At 67.9% G+C, this 17,618-nt stretch carries 14 protein-coding genes; 7 read left to right on the top strand and 7 right to left on the bottom strand.

The genetic code is table 11. From position 1 onward, the window contains the following. Positions 1-24 precede the first annotated feature (24 nt). A complete protein-coding gene (locus tag IU448_RS05125) occupies positions 25-876 on the top strand; it encodes an oxygenase MpaB family protein (RefSeq protein WP_195054295.1) in 852 nt (283 codons plus the stop codon). 151 nt (positions 877-1,027) lie between these two features. On the opposite strand, the gene cobG is transcribed toward IU448_RS05125, so the two are convergent. Next, entirely contained in the window at positions 1,028-2,209 is a 1,182-nt protein-coding gene (cobG, locus tag IU448_RS05120) for a precorrin-3B synthase (RefSeq protein WP_195054294.1), read from the bottom strand. A 514-nt stretch (positions 2,210-2,723) separates the two neighbouring features. Here cobG and IU448_RS05115 point away from each other — a divergent pair. Further along, positions 2,724-4,160, top strand: a complete 1,437-nt coding sequence (locus IU448_RS05115; RefSeq protein WP_228812026.1) for a wax ester/triacylglycerol synthase family O-acyltransferase — start codon at positions 2,724-2,726, stop codon at positions 4,158-4,160. 49 nt (positions 4,161-4,209) lie between these two features. Here IU448_RS05115 and IU448_RS05110 read toward each other — a convergent pair whose 3' ends face one another. Next, entirely contained in the window at positions 4,210-5,235 is a 1,026-nt protein-coding gene (locus tag IU448_RS05110) for an alpha/beta hydrolase (RefSeq protein ID WP_195054293.1), read from the bottom strand. Between the two features lie 905 nt (positions 5,236-6,140). On the opposite strand from IU448_RS05110, the gene cobN reads away from it, so the two are divergent. Then, on the top strand, positions 6,141-9,773 hold the full coding sequence (gene cobN, locus IU448_RS05105; RefSeq protein ID WP_195054292.1) for a cobaltochelatase subunit CobN: 3,633 nt from the start codon (positions 6,141-6,143) through the stop codon (positions 9,771-9,773). A gap of 176 nt (positions 9,774-9,949) precedes the next feature. Here the strand turns inward: cobN and IU448_RS05100 are convergent, their stop codons facing one another. The 4 genes from IU448_RS05100 to IU448_RS05085 all read right to left on the bottom strand — a co-directional run bounded on the left by IU448_RS05100 (position 9,950) and on the right by IU448_RS05085 (position 13,166). Then, the gene (locus IU448_RS05100) at positions 9,950-10,441 is read right to left on the bottom strand and encodes a hypothetical protein (protein ID WP_195054291.1); all 492 of its coding nucleotides are present in this window, start codon (positions 10,439-10,441) and stop codon (positions 9,950-9,952) included. Positions 10,442-10,827: 386 nt separating this feature from the next. Next, on the bottom strand, positions 10,828-11,319 hold the full coding sequence (locus IU448_RS05095) for a hypothetical protein (RefSeq protein ID WP_195054290.1): 492 nt from the start codon (positions 11,317-11,319) through the stop codon (positions 10,828-10,830). Between the two features lie 283 nt (positions 11,320-11,602). After that, on the bottom strand, positions 11,603-12,376 hold the full coding sequence (locus tag IU448_RS05090; RefSeq protein ID WP_195054289.1) for a nucleotidyltransferase domain-containing protein: 774 nt from the start codon (positions 12,374-12,376) through the stop codon (positions 11,603-11,605). A 37-nt stretch (positions 12,377-12,413) separates the two neighbouring features. After that, positions 12,414-13,166 carry a TetR/AcrR family transcriptional regulator gene (locus IU448_RS05085; protein ID WP_195054288.1) on the bottom strand — a complete coding sequence of 251 codons (753 nt, stop codon included), beginning with the start codon at positions 13,164-13,166 and terminating at the stop codon, positions 12,414-12,416. Positions 13,167-13,219: 53 nt separating this feature from the next. Here IU448_RS05085 and IU448_RS05080 point away from each other — a divergent pair, with 53 nt between their 5' ends. Next, positions 13,220-14,677, top strand: a complete 1,458-nt coding sequence (locus tag IU448_RS05080) for an MFS transporter (RefSeq protein ID WP_324188510.1) — start codon at positions 13,220-13,222, stop codon at positions 14,675-14,677. 36 nt (positions 14,678-14,713) lie between these two features. Here IU448_RS05080 and IU448_RS05075 read toward each other — a convergent pair whose 3' ends face one another. Then, positions 14,714-15,568 (bottom strand): SDR family NAD(P)-dependent oxidoreductase, encoded by an 855-nt coding sequence (locus tag IU448_RS05075; RefSeq protein ID WP_195054287.1) that lies wholly within the window; start codon positions 15,566-15,568, stop codon positions 14,714-14,716. Between the two features lie 80 nt (positions 15,569-15,648). Here IU448_RS05075 and IU448_RS05070 point away from each other — a divergent pair, with 80 nt between their 5' ends. From IU448_RS05070 to IU448_RS05060, 3 genes are read left to right on the top strand one after another with little or no spacing between them, the layout of a single operon-like run. After that, positions 15,649-16,209: a TetR/AcrR family transcriptional regulator gene (locus IU448_RS05070; protein WP_280458269.1), complete on the top strand. Its 561-nt coding sequence runs from the start codon at positions 15,649-15,651 to the stop codon at positions 16,207-16,209. A gap of 57 nt (positions 16,210-16,266) precedes the next feature. Then, on the top strand, positions 16,267-17,214 hold the full coding sequence (locus IU448_RS05065) for an endonuclease/exonuclease/phosphatase family protein (protein ID WP_195054286.1): 948 nt from the start codon (positions 16,267-16,269) through the stop codon (positions 17,212-17,214). A gap of 54 nt (positions 17,215-17,268) precedes the next feature. After that, a complete protein-coding gene (locus IU448_RS05060; RefSeq protein WP_195054285.1) occupies positions 17,269-17,505 on the top strand; it encodes a hypothetical protein in 237 nt (78 codons plus the stop codon). The last annotated feature ends 113 nt before the right edge of the window (positions 17,506-17,618 follow it).

Genomic DNA, 17,618 nt, shown 5'->3' with positions numbered 1-17,618 from the left:
TCGGAGAGAGAAGGAGATCCGGCCATGGGTGCTCCGAACACCGATGTCGAGTCCGCCCCGGTGGGCGCACCGATCGGACCCGGTTCGCTGACCTGGAAGTACGCCGGTGACCTGCGGAACATGCTGTTCCTCGGGCGCACCGGCATCCTGCAGAACATGCACCCGGCGGTAGGCGCAGCGCTCCAGGACCACTCGAACTTCTTCGCCGACCCCTGGGACCGCCTGATCCGCTCCCTGCCGCAGATCCAGGGCATGATCTACGATGCCGACGGCGAGGCGCAGGCCGGCCGGGTCCGCGACTACCACCGCCCGCTCAAGGGCACCGACTCCCGCGGCGAGCGGTACCACGCGCTGAACCCCGACGTGTACTGGTGGACCCACGCCACCTTCGTCGAACTCACCCTCGCCCTGAACGAACATTTCGGCACCCCGCTGACCGTCGCAGAAAAGGATCAGTTGATCGCCGAGGGCGTCACCTGGTGGCGGATGTACGGCCTGTCCGACCGGGTGCTGGTCGCCGACTACGCCGAGTTCGAAGAGTATTGGAACCGCACCATCGACGAGGTGCTGGAAGCCAACCAGACCACCGATTTCGCGCTCCGCCTCGGCAGTGTCCGGATCCCGGCCGTACCCGGTATCCCGGAGCCGGTGTGGTCGGTGATCTGGCGGCCGGTCATGGCGTTCAACGTTTGGCTGGCCAACGCACTGATGCCCGAACGGGCACGCGAAATCCTCGACCTGCACTGGAGTCCGCTCGACCGGAAACTGTTCGGCCTTTTCGCGACGACGGTGCGGACCGTCTGGCCGCTGCTTCCGGAGCGCCTGCGCTACGCGCCGCGGGCCTACGCCGGAATCGAGCGGGTCCGCGGAGCCTGAACCCGGTCGGCGGCTGGGTGTCCCGCGTACGGGTCACCCACCTGCCGGCGGCTCCCGCGCAGGTGGTCTCCCGGCCCGAGCCGTGGCGTTCACGTCGCCGACCGGCGGTGGGGCGGCCGCAGGCGGAACCTCTGATGCGTATGAGCCCGCTTCAGTCGGCGGGGAAGCCGACCTGGTAACCATCCGGCGTAGCGGTGACGTCGGTGATCTGTCCGGCCGGCCGGCCGCAGCGCCGGCCGCAGCCGGACCAGTGCTGCCGGCCCGCCGTGACGACCGCCTCGGCGGAAACGGCGCGGGCTTCCACAGTTGCGGTCGCGGTGGTGCGGCCCGCTTCGACCGCGGCCGCGGCATCGGCGCGGACGTCGGTATGGGCTTTCGCGCAACCCGGCTGTCCCGCGCAGGCGGTGATCTGTAGCCACGGTGAGTCGGCATCGAAGAGCAACCCCATCGGCGCGAGTACCCGGACCGCCTGCTCGGCCGGCCCCTCCTCGAGATCGGTGATCACCAGGCTGCGCCACGGGGTGAGCAGAATCGGGCGTTCGATGGCGGCCAGGAATTCGGCGGTGCGCGCGGGGAGCGAACCGAGGCGCACTCCGGCGCCGAGTGCTACGAGCCCGTCGTCCTGCGGCAGCCAGCCGATCGGCGGGCCGGCCGCCTCGGCGATTTCCAGACGTTCGGTGCCGGGGGAGCAGCCCAGTAGGCCGGTGAGGCGTGCGACGCCGTCGTCGATCTCCTGGAGGCGCCACTGGCCGGTCCCGAGCTCCAGGAAGCCGTGCGCGGCGGCGACCAGCGTGTCGACCGCCGCGGATGCCGGTATCCGGACCCCGCTGTCCCGGCCGGCGAGCAACAGTGCGAAACGGTCGTCGTCCAGCCCGTGTATTCCGATATCGGGGCGCAGGCCGCTCACATCACCGCGGCCGTCGTCCACCGTGAACAGCACGCGGCCGGGGAGGCCGGCCAGCCGTGGGGAGCCGAGCAGCCGTGTATCGAGCGCCGTCACCAGCGGCCGGATATCGGGATGCGGGCCGATCCGCCCGGACAGCGGGGAGGCGATGATATTGCGGACCCGCTCATGGCTCCGGCTCGGCAGTAGTCCCGCGTCGCCCAGGAGGCCGGCGAGTTCGGCGGCATCGCGTACCTGGCGCAGCTGCACATTGCCGCGGGAGGTCAGTTCGATGTTTCCGTCGCCGAGCCGGTGCGCGGCCGCTGCCAGTGCCTGAATCTGCTGGGGCAGCAGCCGGCCGCCGGGTATGCGGACCCGCGCCAGTGGTCCGTCGGCGGCTTCGTGTAACCGGAGGACGCCCGGGCAGGAATCGGCGGTGGTACGTGACATGACCCGACCAGGATACGAGGTCCGCACCGGGTGTTCGGCGGTCGCCGTGACTTGTCCGGCTCGCGCGTCCGGAACAGCGTGCGGGCCGGCCGGCTCCGTCGAAGCGCCGATGCCGAACCTTCGAACAGAGCTAATACTCGGCAATAGAATAGAGGGCGTTATGTCCCCGCTGTCCGGGACGCTCGGCGCGGACCGTCACCCCGGCCGCAGGCGGGCCCCGGCCAGGTTCCCCGGCTCCGGTCGTTGCGGGGAGGTGCCGGGTGGGCACGGGCCCGCGGGCCGGTCGATCGGGTCGGGCTCGGCGTCCTCCGCCGGGAAGGAAAGGATTTCCTGCGCAGAATTGCGAACCGACCGCCGGCGGACTGTTGCCACCTGTTTCCCCGGTCCGAATTCTGCTGTTCCGGAATATATCCGATTCGCCTCGGTCCGGCCGGTGATCGCGATAGTGTCGATCGGTATGCCTGCTTTCCTGCGGGCATTCTTTCCATCACGATATCGGTCCGTAGGAACAGGTATGAGCGCAGGAATGGACAGCGTGGCCGGCACGGCCGGAGCGGAAACCCGGGCAGTTACGGAACAATTGGCGCCACGCGATGCCGTGTTCTACTACGACGAAACCGACCGGCATCCTTCGTCCATCGTTGCGGTGTATGTATTCGATTCCCGCGGTGCGGAATTGCTCGATACCGCCGCGGCGGCGCGCTGGGCGCATGACCGAATCGGGCTCGCCCCCCTGTTCCGCCGCCGGTTGCGCCGGGTGCCGTTCGACTTGGACCTGCCCTATTGGGTTCCGGACCCGGCCTTCGATATCGCCGACCATGTGCTCGTCGAGCCGGCCGGTGTGGACTGGGGTACGGTCCGGCGCCGACTCGGTGAAATCGCCGCGGTCCGGGTGGACCTCGACCGGCCACCGTGGGAGTTTCACTTCTTCGACCGAGTACACGGGGTTCCGGGCGCGCCCGGGCCGACGACTGTAGTGGTGCTGAAGTTCCACCACAGTGCCGGGGACGGGGTGGCCACCCGTGAACTGGAAGCGGAACTGTTCGGCGGGCGGACGGCCGAGGCCGCTGCGGGCGGCGCGCCGTGGCGGGCGCCGGTCGTGGCCGTGCGCGCGGCGTTGCTCTTTCCCTATCGCCTGGCCTGTTTCGCGATCGGCCTGCGTCGCGCCGCCGCTGCCCGGACCGAAGTGCGCACCCGGGCCGCGGCCGGACTGCTGGACGAGCCGCTGCCCACCCGGCCCGCCACCCGGTTCAATCGTGCGACCGGTCCCGGCCGCACGGTCGATCAGGTGACACTGGCCTTATCCGAGGTCAAAGCCGCGTGCGCCCGCTTCCCGGAGCGTACGACGGTCAACGATGTGATGTTGACCGTCGTATCCGGCGCGCTGGCCGGCTACCTCGGCGAGAAGGGGGAGACGCCGCCGGCATCGCTGGCCGCCATGGTGCCCATATCGATGCGCGGTATCGCGGAGTGGGACTCGGCGAACCGACTCAGTCAGATGGCCGTCGATCTGCATACCGACGTCACCGACCCACCGGCGCGGCTGGCCGCGATCCGCGAATCGGTTCGCCGGGAACGCCGCCGCAACATCGATCCGGCGGTTCTGCGGTATGCGGCCCGGGTGGAGAACTCGCCGGCGTGGCTGCTGCGGCTGGCCGGTTGGGCCCGGGCCCAGCGGTCGTTCGCCGGAGTCGACACCGTCCCGCTTAGCAACACCACTATCAGCAATGTTCCGCCGACCGGCGAGGGTTTGGCCTTCCGCGGCGCACCGCTGCTCCGCGCGTTCGGGGTGCTGCCGGTCCTGGACGGCGACGGCCTGCGGCATCTCGTCTCCTCGCAAGGCGACGAACTGGTGATCACCTTCCAGGCCGATTCGGCGATGATGCCCGACCCCGAGCGTTACCGGGAACTCCTGATGCGGTCTTTCCGGGACCTGGTCGACGCCCTCTGACGAGGACGGGCGGCGCCGGCTTCCGGATGTCCGGCCGGGTGGTCCGGAATCAGACACCCAGCGCCGCGGCCAGTAGCGGCCATGAGCGGTGCAGATCGTCCTCCCAGTACCCCCAGGAATGCGTACCGGCCGGTCGTAGATCGAAGACGATATCGGTTCGGCCCAGCTCCTGGGTGCGTCGCTGAAGCGCGCGCGTGCAGTAGTCGGCCGCGGCTTCGATCCCGCCGCCGACCAGCAGCTGGTTCCACAGCATCTTCTGATCCCCGCGCAGACGCGGGTCGGTGGCGGTGTCGTAGCGGCCGGGCAGGCCGGTTCCACTGGAGATGTACATCGGGATATCGGGTAGCCGGTCTGCGTGCAGGTAGGGGTCGTGCTCTCGCCAGCCGGGACCATCGACCGGGCCCCACATGTTCTCTGAATCGCCGCCGCCGAGGCTGACGACCAGCGTGACGAAAGCCCGCCCCAGCGGATCGCTGGTCATCGCGCAGCCGCTGTACGCGGCCGCGGCGCGATACAGCTCGGGTGCGCGGATGGTGAGATCGAGGACCGAGGTCGCGGCCATCGATATACCGGCTATCGCGTTCGCGCCGGTCGTGCCGAAGGCGGTATCGATCACCGGCGGAAGTTCCTCGGTGAGGAAGGTCGCCCACATATTGCGGCCGTTGTTTCCGAGATTCTCCGCCAGACCCGGGTCCGGCCGTTGCCAATCGGTGTAATAGCTGAAGGCGCCTTCCAGCGGGACCACGACGTTCACGTGTTTATCGGCGAAGAAGCCGGCCAGATCGGTCTGCGCGGACCAGCTCGCGGCATCTTCGCCGCCGCCTGCGCCGTTCAGCAGGTAGAGCGTGGGCGCCGGAGTTTCGGTATCGGCCGGCCGCAGGACCTGCAGGGCGATATCGCGTTGCATCGAGGGGGAATACACCGTGAGCTCGACCGAACGTCCGGTTCCGGGCGTCCGGGAGACGATGGACGCGCCCGGGTCCGCGGCGGTGCTCGCCACCGTGCCGAGTGTCAGAAAGGCGGCCGCGGTGAGCAGCGCAGCCGCTCGCCGGGGGACCCGCGGGAAGGAACTCATTTGCGCCTAACGGTGTCGTCGGGAGTTTCCCATCGGCAAGTCCGGGCATGCCTGCAGGGAATAGGGATATGCCTCGGCCTGATGGCAGGGTGTCCATCGGTTCGAATTCGGGTACGCCCAGCTCACGCCGAGGGGGTCCACCCGCAGAAATCGGGTGGACCCCACAATCGATCGCCGAATCTACTTGCCGGCGCCCGGCGTTCCGCCGCTGATGGTGATCAGAGCGTTGACCAGATTCGTGCCGATTTCACCGGCGCTGGCGGTGCCCATACCCAGAATTTCCATGAGGGAGCCCATGCGTTTCTCCTTTTCTTGCTGAACGATCGGAAATCACGTGGGAATTCCGATAAATTGAGGGTTGCCGACGCTCGGTCAGGCGATGATGCCCTGGAGGGAGCCCAGGAATACGTCGAAGAGGCCGTCGCCCGCCACGGCCGAGCCGAGAGTCGGAATCAGGGCCATGATCAGATCCTCCATGGAACCCATGGTGAACTCCTTCAGTGGTGTTGAAAACGCCCTCACCGCCGCGATGAATGGGCGGCCAGAACGGTCCCGGCCGGTGCGGCCGATGGTGACCCAGGCAACATAGCAAGCGTCCAATTTTCCCGCAACGAATTCCTCTAAATTCGTGGACCCAGTTGTCGGCAACCATGTGGCTACCTCCCGGGCAACTGTCTGGGCTACCGGATTTCGCGGGTTCGTCGGCACCCTCCGGCCCGACCTACGAGACCGCCGGCCCGGTGTGCCGACGGACTCGGCCCGCCGTCGCGATACCATGCGAGCGCTCGACGGGTGCCGAGGAAACCGGTGGAACTCCGGTGCGGTCGCGCCACTGACACAGCCAGACCCTCTCCGGCGAGCACACCGAACCCCGACGGGCGCGTCATCCCAGGAAGGTCACTCTTGTGATTCTGCTGCTGTCCACCTCCGACACCGATCTGCTCAGCGCGCGTGCCAGCGGCGCCGACTACCGGTGGGGGAATCCGGCCCGCCTGCTGGTGGACGATCTACCCGGCCTGCTCGACGGCGTGGAGTTGGTGATCGTGCGCATCCTCGGCGGGAAACGGGCCTGGGAGGACGGGCTGGCCGCGGTCCGCGGCAGTGGGCTCCCCGTGGTGGCCGTCGGCGGGGAGATGGCGCCCGACGCCGAACTCATGGAATGCTCCACTGTTCCGGTGGGCGTGGCCTCCGACGTGCACAACTACCTGGCGGCCGGCGGTCCGCAGAATCTGCGGCAGCTGCACAACTTCCTGTCCGATACCGTCCTGCTCACCGGTCACGGGTTCGAACCACCGGTCCAGCTGCCCAGTTGGGGCCGGCTGGAACGGGACGCCCGAAATCCGGAGCCGGTGGCCGGGAAACCGACGGTCGGCGTCGTCTATTACCGGGCCCAGCATCTGGCGGGGAACACCGGTTATATCGACGCCCTGTGCACGGCGGTCGAGGACGCCGGCGCGGTACCGCTGCCGATCTACTGCGCCTCGCTGCGCACCGCGGAGCCGGAACTCCTCGACACCCTCCGGCAGGCCGACGCACTGGTGGTCACCGTGCTGGCAGCGGGCGGGACCAAACCGGCCACCGCCTCGGCGGGCGGCGACGACGAAGCCTGGGATATCGGCGCGCTCGCCGAACTGGACGTACCCATACTGCAGGGCCTGTGCCTGACCGGCGGCCGCGCCCAATGGGAGGACAACGACGACGGCCTGTCCCCGCTGGATGTCGCAACTCAGGTCGCAGTGCCCGAATTCGACGGGCGGATCATCACCGTGCCGTTCTCCTTCAAGGAGTTCGACGCCGACGGGCTGTCGACCTACGTACCCGACTCGGAGCGCGCCGCCCGGGTCGCCGGGATCGCGGTCCGGCACGCTCGGCTGCGGTATATCCCGGCCGAACGGAAACGGCTGGCGCTCATGCTCTCCGCCTACCCGACCAAACACGCCCGCATCGGCAACGCCGTCGGCCTGGACACCCCGGCCAGTACGCTCGCCCTGCTCGGTGAGCTGCGCGCGGCCGGATACGATCTCGGCGCCGCCGGTGCGGTGCCCGGCCTCGACGAAGGCGACGGCGACGCGCTCATGCATGCGCTGATCGCCGCCGGCGGTCAGGATCCCGACTGGCTCACCGCCGAACAGTTGGAAGGCAACCCCATCCGTATCGGCGCGCAGGTGTACACCGCATGGTTCGAAACCCTGCCCGCCGAACTGCGCGAGGCCGTGATCGAGGCGTGGGGTCCGCCGCCGGGCGAACTGTATGTGGACACCTCCGCCGATCCGCGCGGCGAAATCGTCATCGCGGCCCTGCGCTTCGGCAATATCGTGCTGATGGTGCAGCCGCCGCGCGGGTTCGGCGAGAACCCGGTGGCCATCTACCACGACCCCGACCTCCCGCCCAGCCACCACTACCTCGCCGCCTACCGCTGGCTGTCCACCGATATCGAATCGGGTGGTTTCGGCGCCGACGCGATGGTGCACATCGGTAAACACGGCAACTTGGAATGGCTGCCGGGTAAGACACTCGGGATGTCGGCCGCGTGCGGCACGGACGCGGCACTCGGCGATCTACCGCTGATCTACCCGTTCCTGGTGAACGATCCGGGCGAGGGCACGCAGGCCAAACGCCGCGCGCACGCGACCCTGGTGGACCACCTGATTCCACCGATGGCGCGGGCGGAGAGCTACGGCGATATCTCCCGGCTCGAACAGTTGCTCGACGAGCACGCCAATATCTCCGCGCTGGACCCGGCGAAGCTGCCCGCCATCCGCCAGCAGATCTGGACCCTGATGCGGGCCGCGAAAATGGACCACGATCTGGGGCTGGCCGAACGCCCGGACGAAGAGGTCTTCGACGATATGCTGCTGCACGTCGACGGCTGGCTGTGCGAGATCAAGGATGTGCAGATCCGCGACGGCCTGCATATCCTGGGCCGCGCGCCGGCGGGGGCGAGCGAGGTGGATCTGGTGCTCGCCATGTTGCGCGCCCGGCAGCTGTGGGGCGGCGAGATGTCGGTGCCGGGTCTGCGGGAAGCGCTGGGGCTCAGCGAATCCGGCGACGAAGCGCGGGAACGGGTCGATGCCGTGGAATCGCGGGCCCGGGAACTGCTGGTGGCCCTGCAGGCCGCGAAATGGTCGCCCGACGCCGTGGACGAACTCGTCGAACGGTTCTCCGGCGACCTGTTCGGTGACGCCGGTGGCGATCGGGAGGCGGTGGCTGCCGTGCTGCGGTTCGCCGCGGCGGAGGTGGTGCCGCGACTGCGTGGGACCGAGGTCGAGATCGACCGCGTGCTGCATGCTCTCAACGGTGGTTTCATTCCCGCCGGGCCCAGCGGGTCGCCGCTGCGCGGGCTGATCAATGTGCTGCCCACCGGCCGTAACTTCTATTCGGTCGACCCGAAGGCGGTGCCGTCGCGACTGGCCTGGGAAACCGGGCGGGCCATGGCCGATTCGCTGCTGGAACGCTACCTGGCCGATCACGGCGAATACCCGCGTTCGGTGGGTCTTTCCGTCTGGGGTACCTCGGCGATGCGTACCTCCGGCGACGATATCGCCGAGGTACTGGCACTGCTCGGTGTGCGCCCGGTCTGGGACGAAGCGAGCCGTCGCGTCACCTCGCTCGAGGTCGTCGACCTCGCGGAACTGGGGCGGCCGCGGATCGACGTCACCGTCCGGATCAGCGGTTTCTTCCGCGATGCCTTCCCGCACGTACTGGCCCTGCTGGACGACGCCGTCCGCCTGGTCGCCGCGCTCGACGAACCCGCGGAATCCAACTACGTTCGCGCCCACACGCTTTCGGACCTGGCCGGGCACGGTGACGAACGCCGCGCCACCACCCGTATCTTCGGTTCGAAACCGGGGACCTACGGCGCGGGCCTGCTGCAGCTCATCGATTCCAAGAGCTGGCGCACCGACGACGATCTCGCCCAGGTCTACACCACCTGGGGTGGATATGCCTACGGCCGTGACCTCGACGGTGCCCCCGCGGCCGACGATATGCGTACCGCGTACCGCCGGATCACGGTGGCCGCCAAGAACACCGATACCCGCGAACACGATATCGCCGATTCCGACGACTACTTCCAGTATCACGGTGGAATGGTCGCCACGGTGCGGGCGCTGACCGGAAAGAACCCGGAGGCCTATATCGGTGACAGCACCCGCCCCGATTCGGTGCGCACGCGCACTCTCTCCGAGGAGACGACCCGGGTGTTCCGTGCCCGCGTGGTGAACCCCCGCTGGCTCGAGGCCATGCGCCGCCACGGCTACAAGGGCGCGTTCGAGATGGCGGCCACGGTGGACTACCTGTTCGGCTACGACGCCACCACCGATGTGGTGGCCGACTGGATGTACGAGAAGCTCGCCGAAAGCTACGTTTTCGACGAGACGAACCGCAAATTCATGGAGCAGTCCAATCCGTGGGCGTTGCACGGAATCGCCGAACGCCTACTCGAGGCTGCCGAGCGGAAGATGTGGGCCGAGCCGGAAACCGAAACCCTGGACCGGTTGCGGCAGATCTACCTGGAGGCCGAGGGCGAACTGGAGTAATCGGTCGGTTGGGTCGACAGACCGCGGCAAGCAGCTCTGATACCACCTGCACCGGTTCGGCCATCGTTGCACCGGGTCTGGGCAAGCGAGCCCGGTGCGCTGGATCCACCCCCACCGGATCGTCCGCGCAACCGGACGCTTCCCTCTGTCGAGCGTCCGGCACGCCGGCCGAAGACTCACGCCGCCCAGGTGCCCTGGATGTAGCCGTTGCCGGTCGCGAAGATTATCGCCACAGGGTCCTGCCCGTGCGGAAGCTCGAAAGCGATGAGTCCGCGCCGTACTTCGCCTGGGTCGAGCACCCCGAACCTCAAACCACCCGGGATATCGGCGAGCGCGCCGAGGTTCTCGCCGCCGGTGGTGGCCATATTGAGGTCGTACTCACTGATGGCAGCGATATCGCCCAAGGCTTCGACCTCGACGTCGTAGACGAGGACCTGTGCGTCATCCATCCGGGGCGGCATGGTCTGACCGGCGGGCCGCACGGTGACGGCCATATCGCCCAGGCTCTGGACCTGGATGCGGGTTCCCAGCGGCACCGCTTCGGTGGGCTGTTCGGCGAGGATCTCTGCTTGTGGGGCCGGCGGTTCGGCGGGGCCGGGAGCGGCTACGGCCGGGGCTGCGGACAGGGCGGGAAGGGCGATCGCGAATGCGGTGATGAGCTTTTTCATGGTGCTCCTTCGGCGGTTTCGGTCGCTACCGGGCACTGGTCGCTCGAGTTCCGGGCAGACGTGCGAACCGCTCGGCCCGCGACGTCCGGAGTGCTGGTTACCGCAAGGCCACACGCTCACGCATGAGCACTCGTTCACGCGAGGGCACCAGGCCTACAGCGAGGGTATGCCCTGCCCGGTGTCTGCCGAACCCGGGCGGCGGTGATCTTGCCGAAGGCGTAGTACTCGATCTTGACGATGCCTCGTCGTGACAAATCGGCGCGTCATATGCGGTTTCGGCCGCTCAGGCGCGGGGGTGTGCCGGGATCCTGCCCGTGCCGCTGCGGCGGGCCGCTGCCCGACAGGATGCCGAGGGCGGTGCCTGATCATCTGCGAGTTGACGTTTGTCAGAGAGTCCAGGCGCCTTGGACGAAATCGTCGTTCGTTGCGAAAACGATTTCCTGGGGCTGCTGCTGTGCGGACAGCTCGAAGGCGACCAGCCCGCTGCGCGGCTGTCCCGGCTCCACGAACCCACCGGGATATGCCTCGGCGATATTCGTGAGCGGGTAGACCATATCGCCGCCCGTGGTGATCAGCCGCAGGTCCACGGTCGGCAGGAAATACGGCTTACCCGCGGTCTGTTCGGCGCTCACCTCGAAGACGAGTACCGAACCATCCGCCGTGCGGGGCGCGACCTCGGCCTCGGAGGAACGGACCGTTATCGCCATATCGCCGCCCGTACGGATCGGGAAGGTGGTGCCCAGCGGCCCGCTGGCGGCCGGTTCGGCGAGGACCGCGGCGGGTGGGCCCGGTTCGGCCGGGGTGGGTTCGGAGACGGCCGGGCCTGCGAAGACGAGGGGCAGGACAACCGCGGCGGCGGTCACGACGATCTTTTTCATCCTCATCCTTCTCCGGGTTCTCGTTTCATTCGGCGCCGGCTTCCGCATGGTGGCAGACCGTCGCGGCGCGGCAATCGGGGCGTATGTGCTCGGCCCTCCGCGAGCCTAAGGGCGACCCGCCGCTGTGCCCAACCCGGGAGACCATTGGTACCGAAGCTGTGATGTTCGATCTTGGAGAGACCGCACCGTTACCCGCGAACGGAAGCGGAGGCGGCCGGAGGCGAGCCGCATACCGCCCGAGCTGCGGCGCAGCGGCCGTGCAGCCGGACAGTAGCTACGGACATCAGGGGCGAATGGCAGGTTCCGGTGCGGCCGTATTCTCGAGCACCTGCCGGGCGGTGTCGATCTGTTCGGCCAGTACTTCCGGGTCCGGGCGCAATCGAGTGATGATCGCGTCCATCTCCCGCAGCCCGGCGCGTTCGAGCAGTCGTTTTTCATTGGTCACCCATTCGCCGCGGGCCGCCAGGATCGCATGCGCTGTCTGCATCGCCGCGGTGGCCAGCGCGCCGGCGGTTTCGGTGACCCGGCCGCGGGGCGCATACGCGGAGCGGGCGTAGCGCAGGCCGAGATCCGCCTGCCGCCACCAGATCGGTGGCGCCACCGTCCGCATCGCTGCCGGAAATGCGGGTTTCGGCAGTTCGCCCCGTAATACCCGGGATACGGCGAGTTCGCCGACCACCAGGTAGCTGGGAATACCTGCCAGATGGAACGCCAGCGGCTCCCAGCGGAATCGGCCCTGTTCGGCCTCGGCGAGTTCGTACTCGATCACGGTGAGATCCCGGTAGTGCACGTCGACGGCGCGGCCGTCGATCGTCAGCCAGGCGCCACCGTTGAAGACTCCGCCCCAGGCGCCGATATCGGCGACCTCGCCGGGCCAGCCGACGGCTCTGAGGTCGGCGGGGTCGAATCGGTCACGATAGTAGAGCGCGAAATCCCAGTCGCTGTCCGGTGTGTGCGTGCCCTGGGCCCGGGAACCGCCGAGTGAAACCGCGACGACTCCGGGCAGGGCGGCCAGACGGTCGGCGACATGGGCCGGGAAATCGTCGTCGGTGCGCACGCAATCCTTCCTGGTGCGGAATGGCCCCGGGTGCTGCTCACGCCGGGCCGGCGGTCCGGGTCTCGCCGGATACCGTATCGGTGTTCCGTTGCGTACGCAGCCGGGTTTCCAGCCCGTCCAGGACGCACACCAGCCCGAAGTCGAAGCCGAGCGCCTGGCCGACCGTCGAATCCTCGGGCATCACGGTGCGGTAATCGGCACGCATCGCCGGATAGTCCGTGGCCAGTTCGTCCAGTGTTTCGGCCAGATCCGCCCGCCGGACGGGGCCGCCCTGTGCCTTCTCCATGGCGATGATCGGAACCACCTGCCCGAGAACGTAACTGTTCACCGTGCCGCCTGCGAGGTACACGTCCAGCTTCCGGAAACCGGCCGCCGTGAAGGTCCGGCGGAGCCGTTCACCGAGCTGGAAGGCCCGCGGCCCCCAGCTCGGCAATTGGCCGATGAGGGTGGCCGCCCAGGGGTGGGCGAGCAGTACGGACCGCATGTTGTAGGCGTAGGTGGTGAGCACCTCACGGAGAGTGCCCGCTTCCTCCAGTCCGCCCCCGTCGTCGACCAGGCCCCAGAACTCGTCGAGCGCCAGCTCGAGCAGTTCGTTCTTGTTCGCGACGTACCAGTACAGGCTGGTGGCGCCGGCGCCGAGGTGCGCGCCGAGTTTTCGCATGCTCAGCGCCTCGAGACCTTCCTCGTCCAGCAGTGCAATGGCGGCCTGCACGATGTGGTCCCTGGTCAGGCCCGAGGTCCGGGGCTGCCGTGCTGCGCGGGTCCATACGGAGTCGAACTTCTTGGCCACGAATCAATCCTAGGCGACTCGCACAACGTTCGATTTGATCGTACAGTGTTCGAGTGGAATCGAACACTGTACGAGATCCGCGCCGGTGGCTGATCCTCGCGGCGCTGTGCCTATCCCTGCTGGTGCTGATGATCGACAGCACCGTGCTCAATATCGCCATCCCCTCGCTGATCCGTGAACTCGACGCGACCCCCGCCGATATCCAGTGGATCCTCGACTCCTACGTCCTGGTCTTCGCCGGCCTACTGCTCATCGCCGGAAGCCTTTCGGACCGGTTCGGGCGGCGGCGGATGCTGATCCTCGGGTTGGTTGTCCTGGCGGTGGGCTCGCTGGCGGCGGTCCTGGCAGCCGAACCGTGGCAGGTGGTCGCGGCCCGCGCGGTGATGGGAATCGGCGGCGCACTGCTGATGCCCTCGACGCTGTCCATCCTGATGACCACCTTCGACGAAACCGAACGCCGGATGGCCCTGGCCGCCTGGTCCACCGTGTCGATCCTCGGCATCGTCGCCGGACCCGTCCTCGGCGGGCTACTGCTCGAGCACTACTGGTGGGGTTCGGTTTTCCTGCTGAACATTCCGGTGGCCGCGCTGGCGATCGTGGCCGCCCTCGTACTCATGCCGGAAACCACCGGCGAACAACGCCCGATCGACCTGGTGGGCGTGCTGCTGTCGGTGGTGGCGCTGGGCTCCACCGTCTACCTGATCATCGAGCGGGAGTGGAATATCCCCGTCCTGCTGTTCGCCGTCGTCTCGGCGGTCGCGTTCGTGCTGTGGGAGCGGCGGCAGGAGCATCCGATGCTGCCGCTCGGCTTGTTCGCCAACCGGGATTTCACCGGCACCTGTGCCACGGTGCTGCTGATGGTGTTCGGGATGGGTGCGGTGATGCTGATGCTCACCCAGTATCTGCAGTTCGTTCTCGGCTACGGGCCGATGAAGGCCGGTCTGGCGCTGCTGCCCTACGCCCTCGCCGGAGCGGTGTTCAACGGTATCGGCGCCACCCTGGGCAAGAATCTGCCGAACAAAACCCTCATCGTCTCCGGTTTGTCCGTGATGGCGGTGGCGTTCACGGTCCTCGCCGTCGGTGACGGATATCTATGGGTACTGGTGAGCATGCTGGTCATGGGAGTCGGTGGCGGCCTGGCCGGTCCGGCCGCCTATACCGCCATCATGAACACCATTCCGCTACGGCACGCGGGTGTGGGGTCGGCGCTCAACGACACGCTGCAACAGGTGGGGATGGCGCTCGGTATCGCGATCCTCGGCAGCGTGCTGGCCGGCGTCTTCACCGACCGAATGCCCGACGGCGCACCGGCGCCGGCCCGCGAGTCCATCGGCGCGGCTTTCGAACTCGGGTATGCCGACGTCGCGAAAACGGCGTTCAGCGGTGCGGTCTCGGTGGGCGCGTGGGTGAGCGCCGGATTCAGTCTCGCGGCCGCGCTACTGGGCCTGGTTCTGCTACGCGCCCGTCCGGTCCCGGCCGACCGATCGGAACCCGTCGCCGTGGGAAACTGAGCGCGTCCGATCGCGAGGTTGCCGAGTTGCCCGGTCTCACCGAAAGTCGCGGTCGATCATCTCCGCGAGCCGCGCGATATCCTCGCGATCGTGCTCGCCTCCGACGAGCGGTGCGGGCTTCGCGCCGCGGTAGGCGGCCCGGCCCGGTGTGGGCGCGTCGATCAGGTCGATGATCGGGCGGACCGCGACATCCGGGTGTTTACCCGCGATGGCGCCCAATACCGCGGCGGCCATCTTCATACCCGGCCCCACCTCGCCGGTGAAACCGGTTCTCACCAGTCCCTTGGGTCCCCAGGTCACATAGGCGAGGCGCGGGTCTTCCGCGGTGGCGAGCAGACCCAGAAGTTCATTGGCCCGGCGCTGCTGTGCGTTGGCGCGGGCGAAGGAGAATCCCCGGCTCATCCCCGGATCGTCGAAGTCGATGGCATCGGCACGTGTCCCGGGGACTGCGGTATTCACCACGATCGGCCGTCCGGCCGCGCGGAGGCGGTCGGCGAGTCCGGTGACGAGCAGGTATTTCGACACGAAGAATAGGACCCACGATGCCTCGTGTCCCTCGGCGGTCAAATGCCGGTGCCGCCGGATGAACGATGCCGCGAGTACCAGCGCGTCGATGCTTTCGTGTTCCCGCCGCAACTGCTCGACCACCCGGCGGCTGTCGGCGATCGACGACAGGTCGGCCGCGACGAACTCCGCGCGCGCCGCACCGGAATCGAAGGTCGTCGAGCCGGTCGCGCCCTGGTTCGCGGGTGATGCGGCCGTGGCGCGCAGTGCCTCGAACTTGGCCTGATCGCGGCCGATCACGACGACACGGTCGCCCACGGCGAGGTAGTGCCGGGCGAGTGCGGCACCCATACCGTCCGTGCCGCCGGTGATCACGATCGTTCGCATACCCAACCCTTTCCGGAACATTAGTTCCGGATCAGCCTACTACGAGCGGAACGGATGTTCCGGTTCGCTATGATGGGCCGGTGGCAGTGGACCGGAAACAACGGCGGGATGCCACCGCCAACCGCGAACGAATTCTCACCGCCGCGCGTAACGAGTTGCGGGACACCGGGATATCGGTGGATATGCGCGCCATAGCCGCCGCCGCCGGCGTCGGTATCGGCACCCTCTACCGTCACTTTCCAACCCGTGAGAGCCTCGTGCAGGCCGTTACCGGAACGGATCTGGCCCAACTCGCCGAAGCCGGCCTTCCGGACAGTATGTCCGCTCTGGCAGGCCTGCGCGTACTCTTCACCGCGACAACCACGCAGCTCCTGCAGAATCAGGCGATGGTCGACCTGTTGGCCGCGGGACCCCCGTCGAACGCCGACCTGGAACGCTGCCTCGCACACCTCACCGACATCGGCCGCGAGGCCGTCCACCGTGCGCGCACCGACCACACCCTTGCACCCGATATCACCGCGGCGGATATCGCCTATCAGCTACTCGGACTCATTCGCATCGCCCAGTTGATCCCCGATGCCGACAGGAACGCCCTCGCCCACCATGTGGATCTCGTTCTGCGGGGTCTGGCTGCGCAGTGAGACGGGTGACAAGGCCGCGGAAAGGTTTTCGCAACCGCAACGGATAGGTTGACGGGTATGACGAACGGGGTGATGCGCCGGATACTGCTCGGCATGGGGTGGTGTGCGCTGCTCGCCGCGCTGGCCGGCATCACGCTCTACCTGGGTGGCTGGCAGCGGCGGGAACTCATCCTGCTCGCCTCCGGGGCAACCTACCTCATGCTCGGGGCATTGGCGGCACTGCTGTTGTTCCTGTTCGCCCGGGGCTGGCGCAGTGCCGTGGCGGCCGGAATCGCGCTGGCCGGTGTGCTGTGGACCCAGCTCCCGCTGTACGTGCCGGACGGCAACGCCGCCACGGGTACCGAACTGACAGTCCTGCAGACGAATCTGTTGTTCGGCGGTGCCGATACCGGTGCGGTCGTTGCGGCTGTCCGCGAACAGCGGGTCGACATCCTCACCGTCGACGAACTCACCCCCGATTCCGTAACCCGGCTGACGGCATCCGGTATCGACGCGCTGCTCCCATACCACTATCTGGATCCCGGCCTCGGGGGCGGCGGAACCGGTATCTACAGCCGCTTCCCACTGTCGGATACCGCCCGTCACGAGGAGTTCGTGATGGCCAACCTGTCGGCCACGCTTACCCACCCCGCGCTCGGCCCGGTCACGGTTTTCGCTTTCCATCCGCTGCCGCCGAATATCGACCACCGGGTGTGGCTGAAGGAGTTGTCCGCCGCCGCCACTCTTCTGGAGACCACCGACGGCCCGGCGATCGTCGGCGCCGATTTCAACGCCACCAGCGATCACGCCGCCTTCCGCAGGCTGGTGGGCGGCCGATTCGCGGCCGCGGCGGAGCAGGCGGGGGCGGGCCGGATGCTCACCTATCCGAACGACCGATCCTGGGGGCCGGTGATCGGGATCGATCATATTCTGGTGGCAGGCGGAAGCACCGACCACATAGAAACCCTCACCATCCCCGGCTCGGACCATCGGGCCGTACTCGCTCGCCTCCGGTTGTCGGCCTGATCCGCTGCCCGCCGGTCTCTTCGAAAAACCAGCTACCCCCACAGGAGATAGACCATGTTTTCCGGCACCCGTCTGCGCACCGTCACCTGCACCGCGGTCATCACCCTCGCCGCCGGCCTGGGGTCGGCCGCATGCAGCAGCGACCGCTGGTGTGAATTCGACGCCACCGATACCAAGGTCGCCGACTCCTACTGCGAAAAGGGCACGCCCGGTTACGAATGGGAACCGGACAGCGACGGTAAGGGCAAGAGCAAGAAAACGAAGTCCACGACCTCGAAACGCCACCGGTAACCGGCCGATACGAGTTCGTGAATCATTGCCTCCGCGAATCCACCGCCCGTCGCCACCGTACGCGTGGCGATCCCCGGGGCGCGTATCCCGCACCGGTAGAGTGCCGAGCACAT

Origin of the sequence: Nocardia flavorosea (genome assembly GCF_015477805.1) — a bacterium.
In the GTDB taxonomy this organism is placed as follows: domain Bacteria; phylum Actinomycetota; class Actinomycetes; order Mycobacteriales; family Mycobacteriaceae; genus Nocardia; species Nocardia flavorosea_A.
Note: the sequence above shows the minus strand (reverse complement) of the source record. Positions and strands in the feature narration are given on the sequence as shown.

Bases quoted from the DNA above. Each gene is read 5' to 3' on its own strand.
- cobG (WP_195054294.1), bottom strand. From the start codon at position 2,209: ATGTCACGTACCACCGCCGATTCCTGCCCGGGCGTCCTCCGGTTACAC.
- IU448_RS05115 (WP_228812026.1), top strand. From the start codon at position 2,724: ATGAGCGCAGGAATGGACAGCGTGGCCGGCACGGCCGGAGCGGAAACC.
- IU448_RS05110 (WP_195054293.1), bottom strand. From the start codon at position 5,235: ATGAGTTCCTTCCCGCGGGTCCCCCGGCGAGCGGCTGCGCTGCTCACC.
- IU448_RS05065 (WP_195054286.1), top strand. From the start codon at position 16,267: ATGACGAACGGGGTGATGCGCCGGATACTGCTCGGCATGGGGTGGTGT.
- IU448_RS05095 (WP_195054290.1), bottom strand. From the start codon at position 11,319: ATGAAAAAGATCGTCGTGACCGCCGCCGCGGTTGTCCTGCCCCTCGTC.
- IU448_RS05100 (WP_195054291.1), bottom strand. From the start codon at position 10,441: ATGAAAAAGCTCATCACCGCATTCGCGATCGCCCTTCCCGCCCTGTCC.
- IU448_RS05075 (WP_195054287.1), bottom strand. From the start codon at position 15,568: ATGCGAACGATCGTGATCACCGGCGGCACGGACGGTATGGGTGCCGCA.
- IU448_RS05125 (WP_195054295.1), top strand. From the start codon at position 25: ATGGGTGCTCCGAACACCGATGTCGAGTCCGCCCCGGTGGGCGCACCG.
- IU448_RS05060 (WP_195054285.1), top strand. From the start codon at position 17,269: ATGTTTTCCGGCACCCGTCTGCGCACCGTCACCTGCACCGCGGTCATC.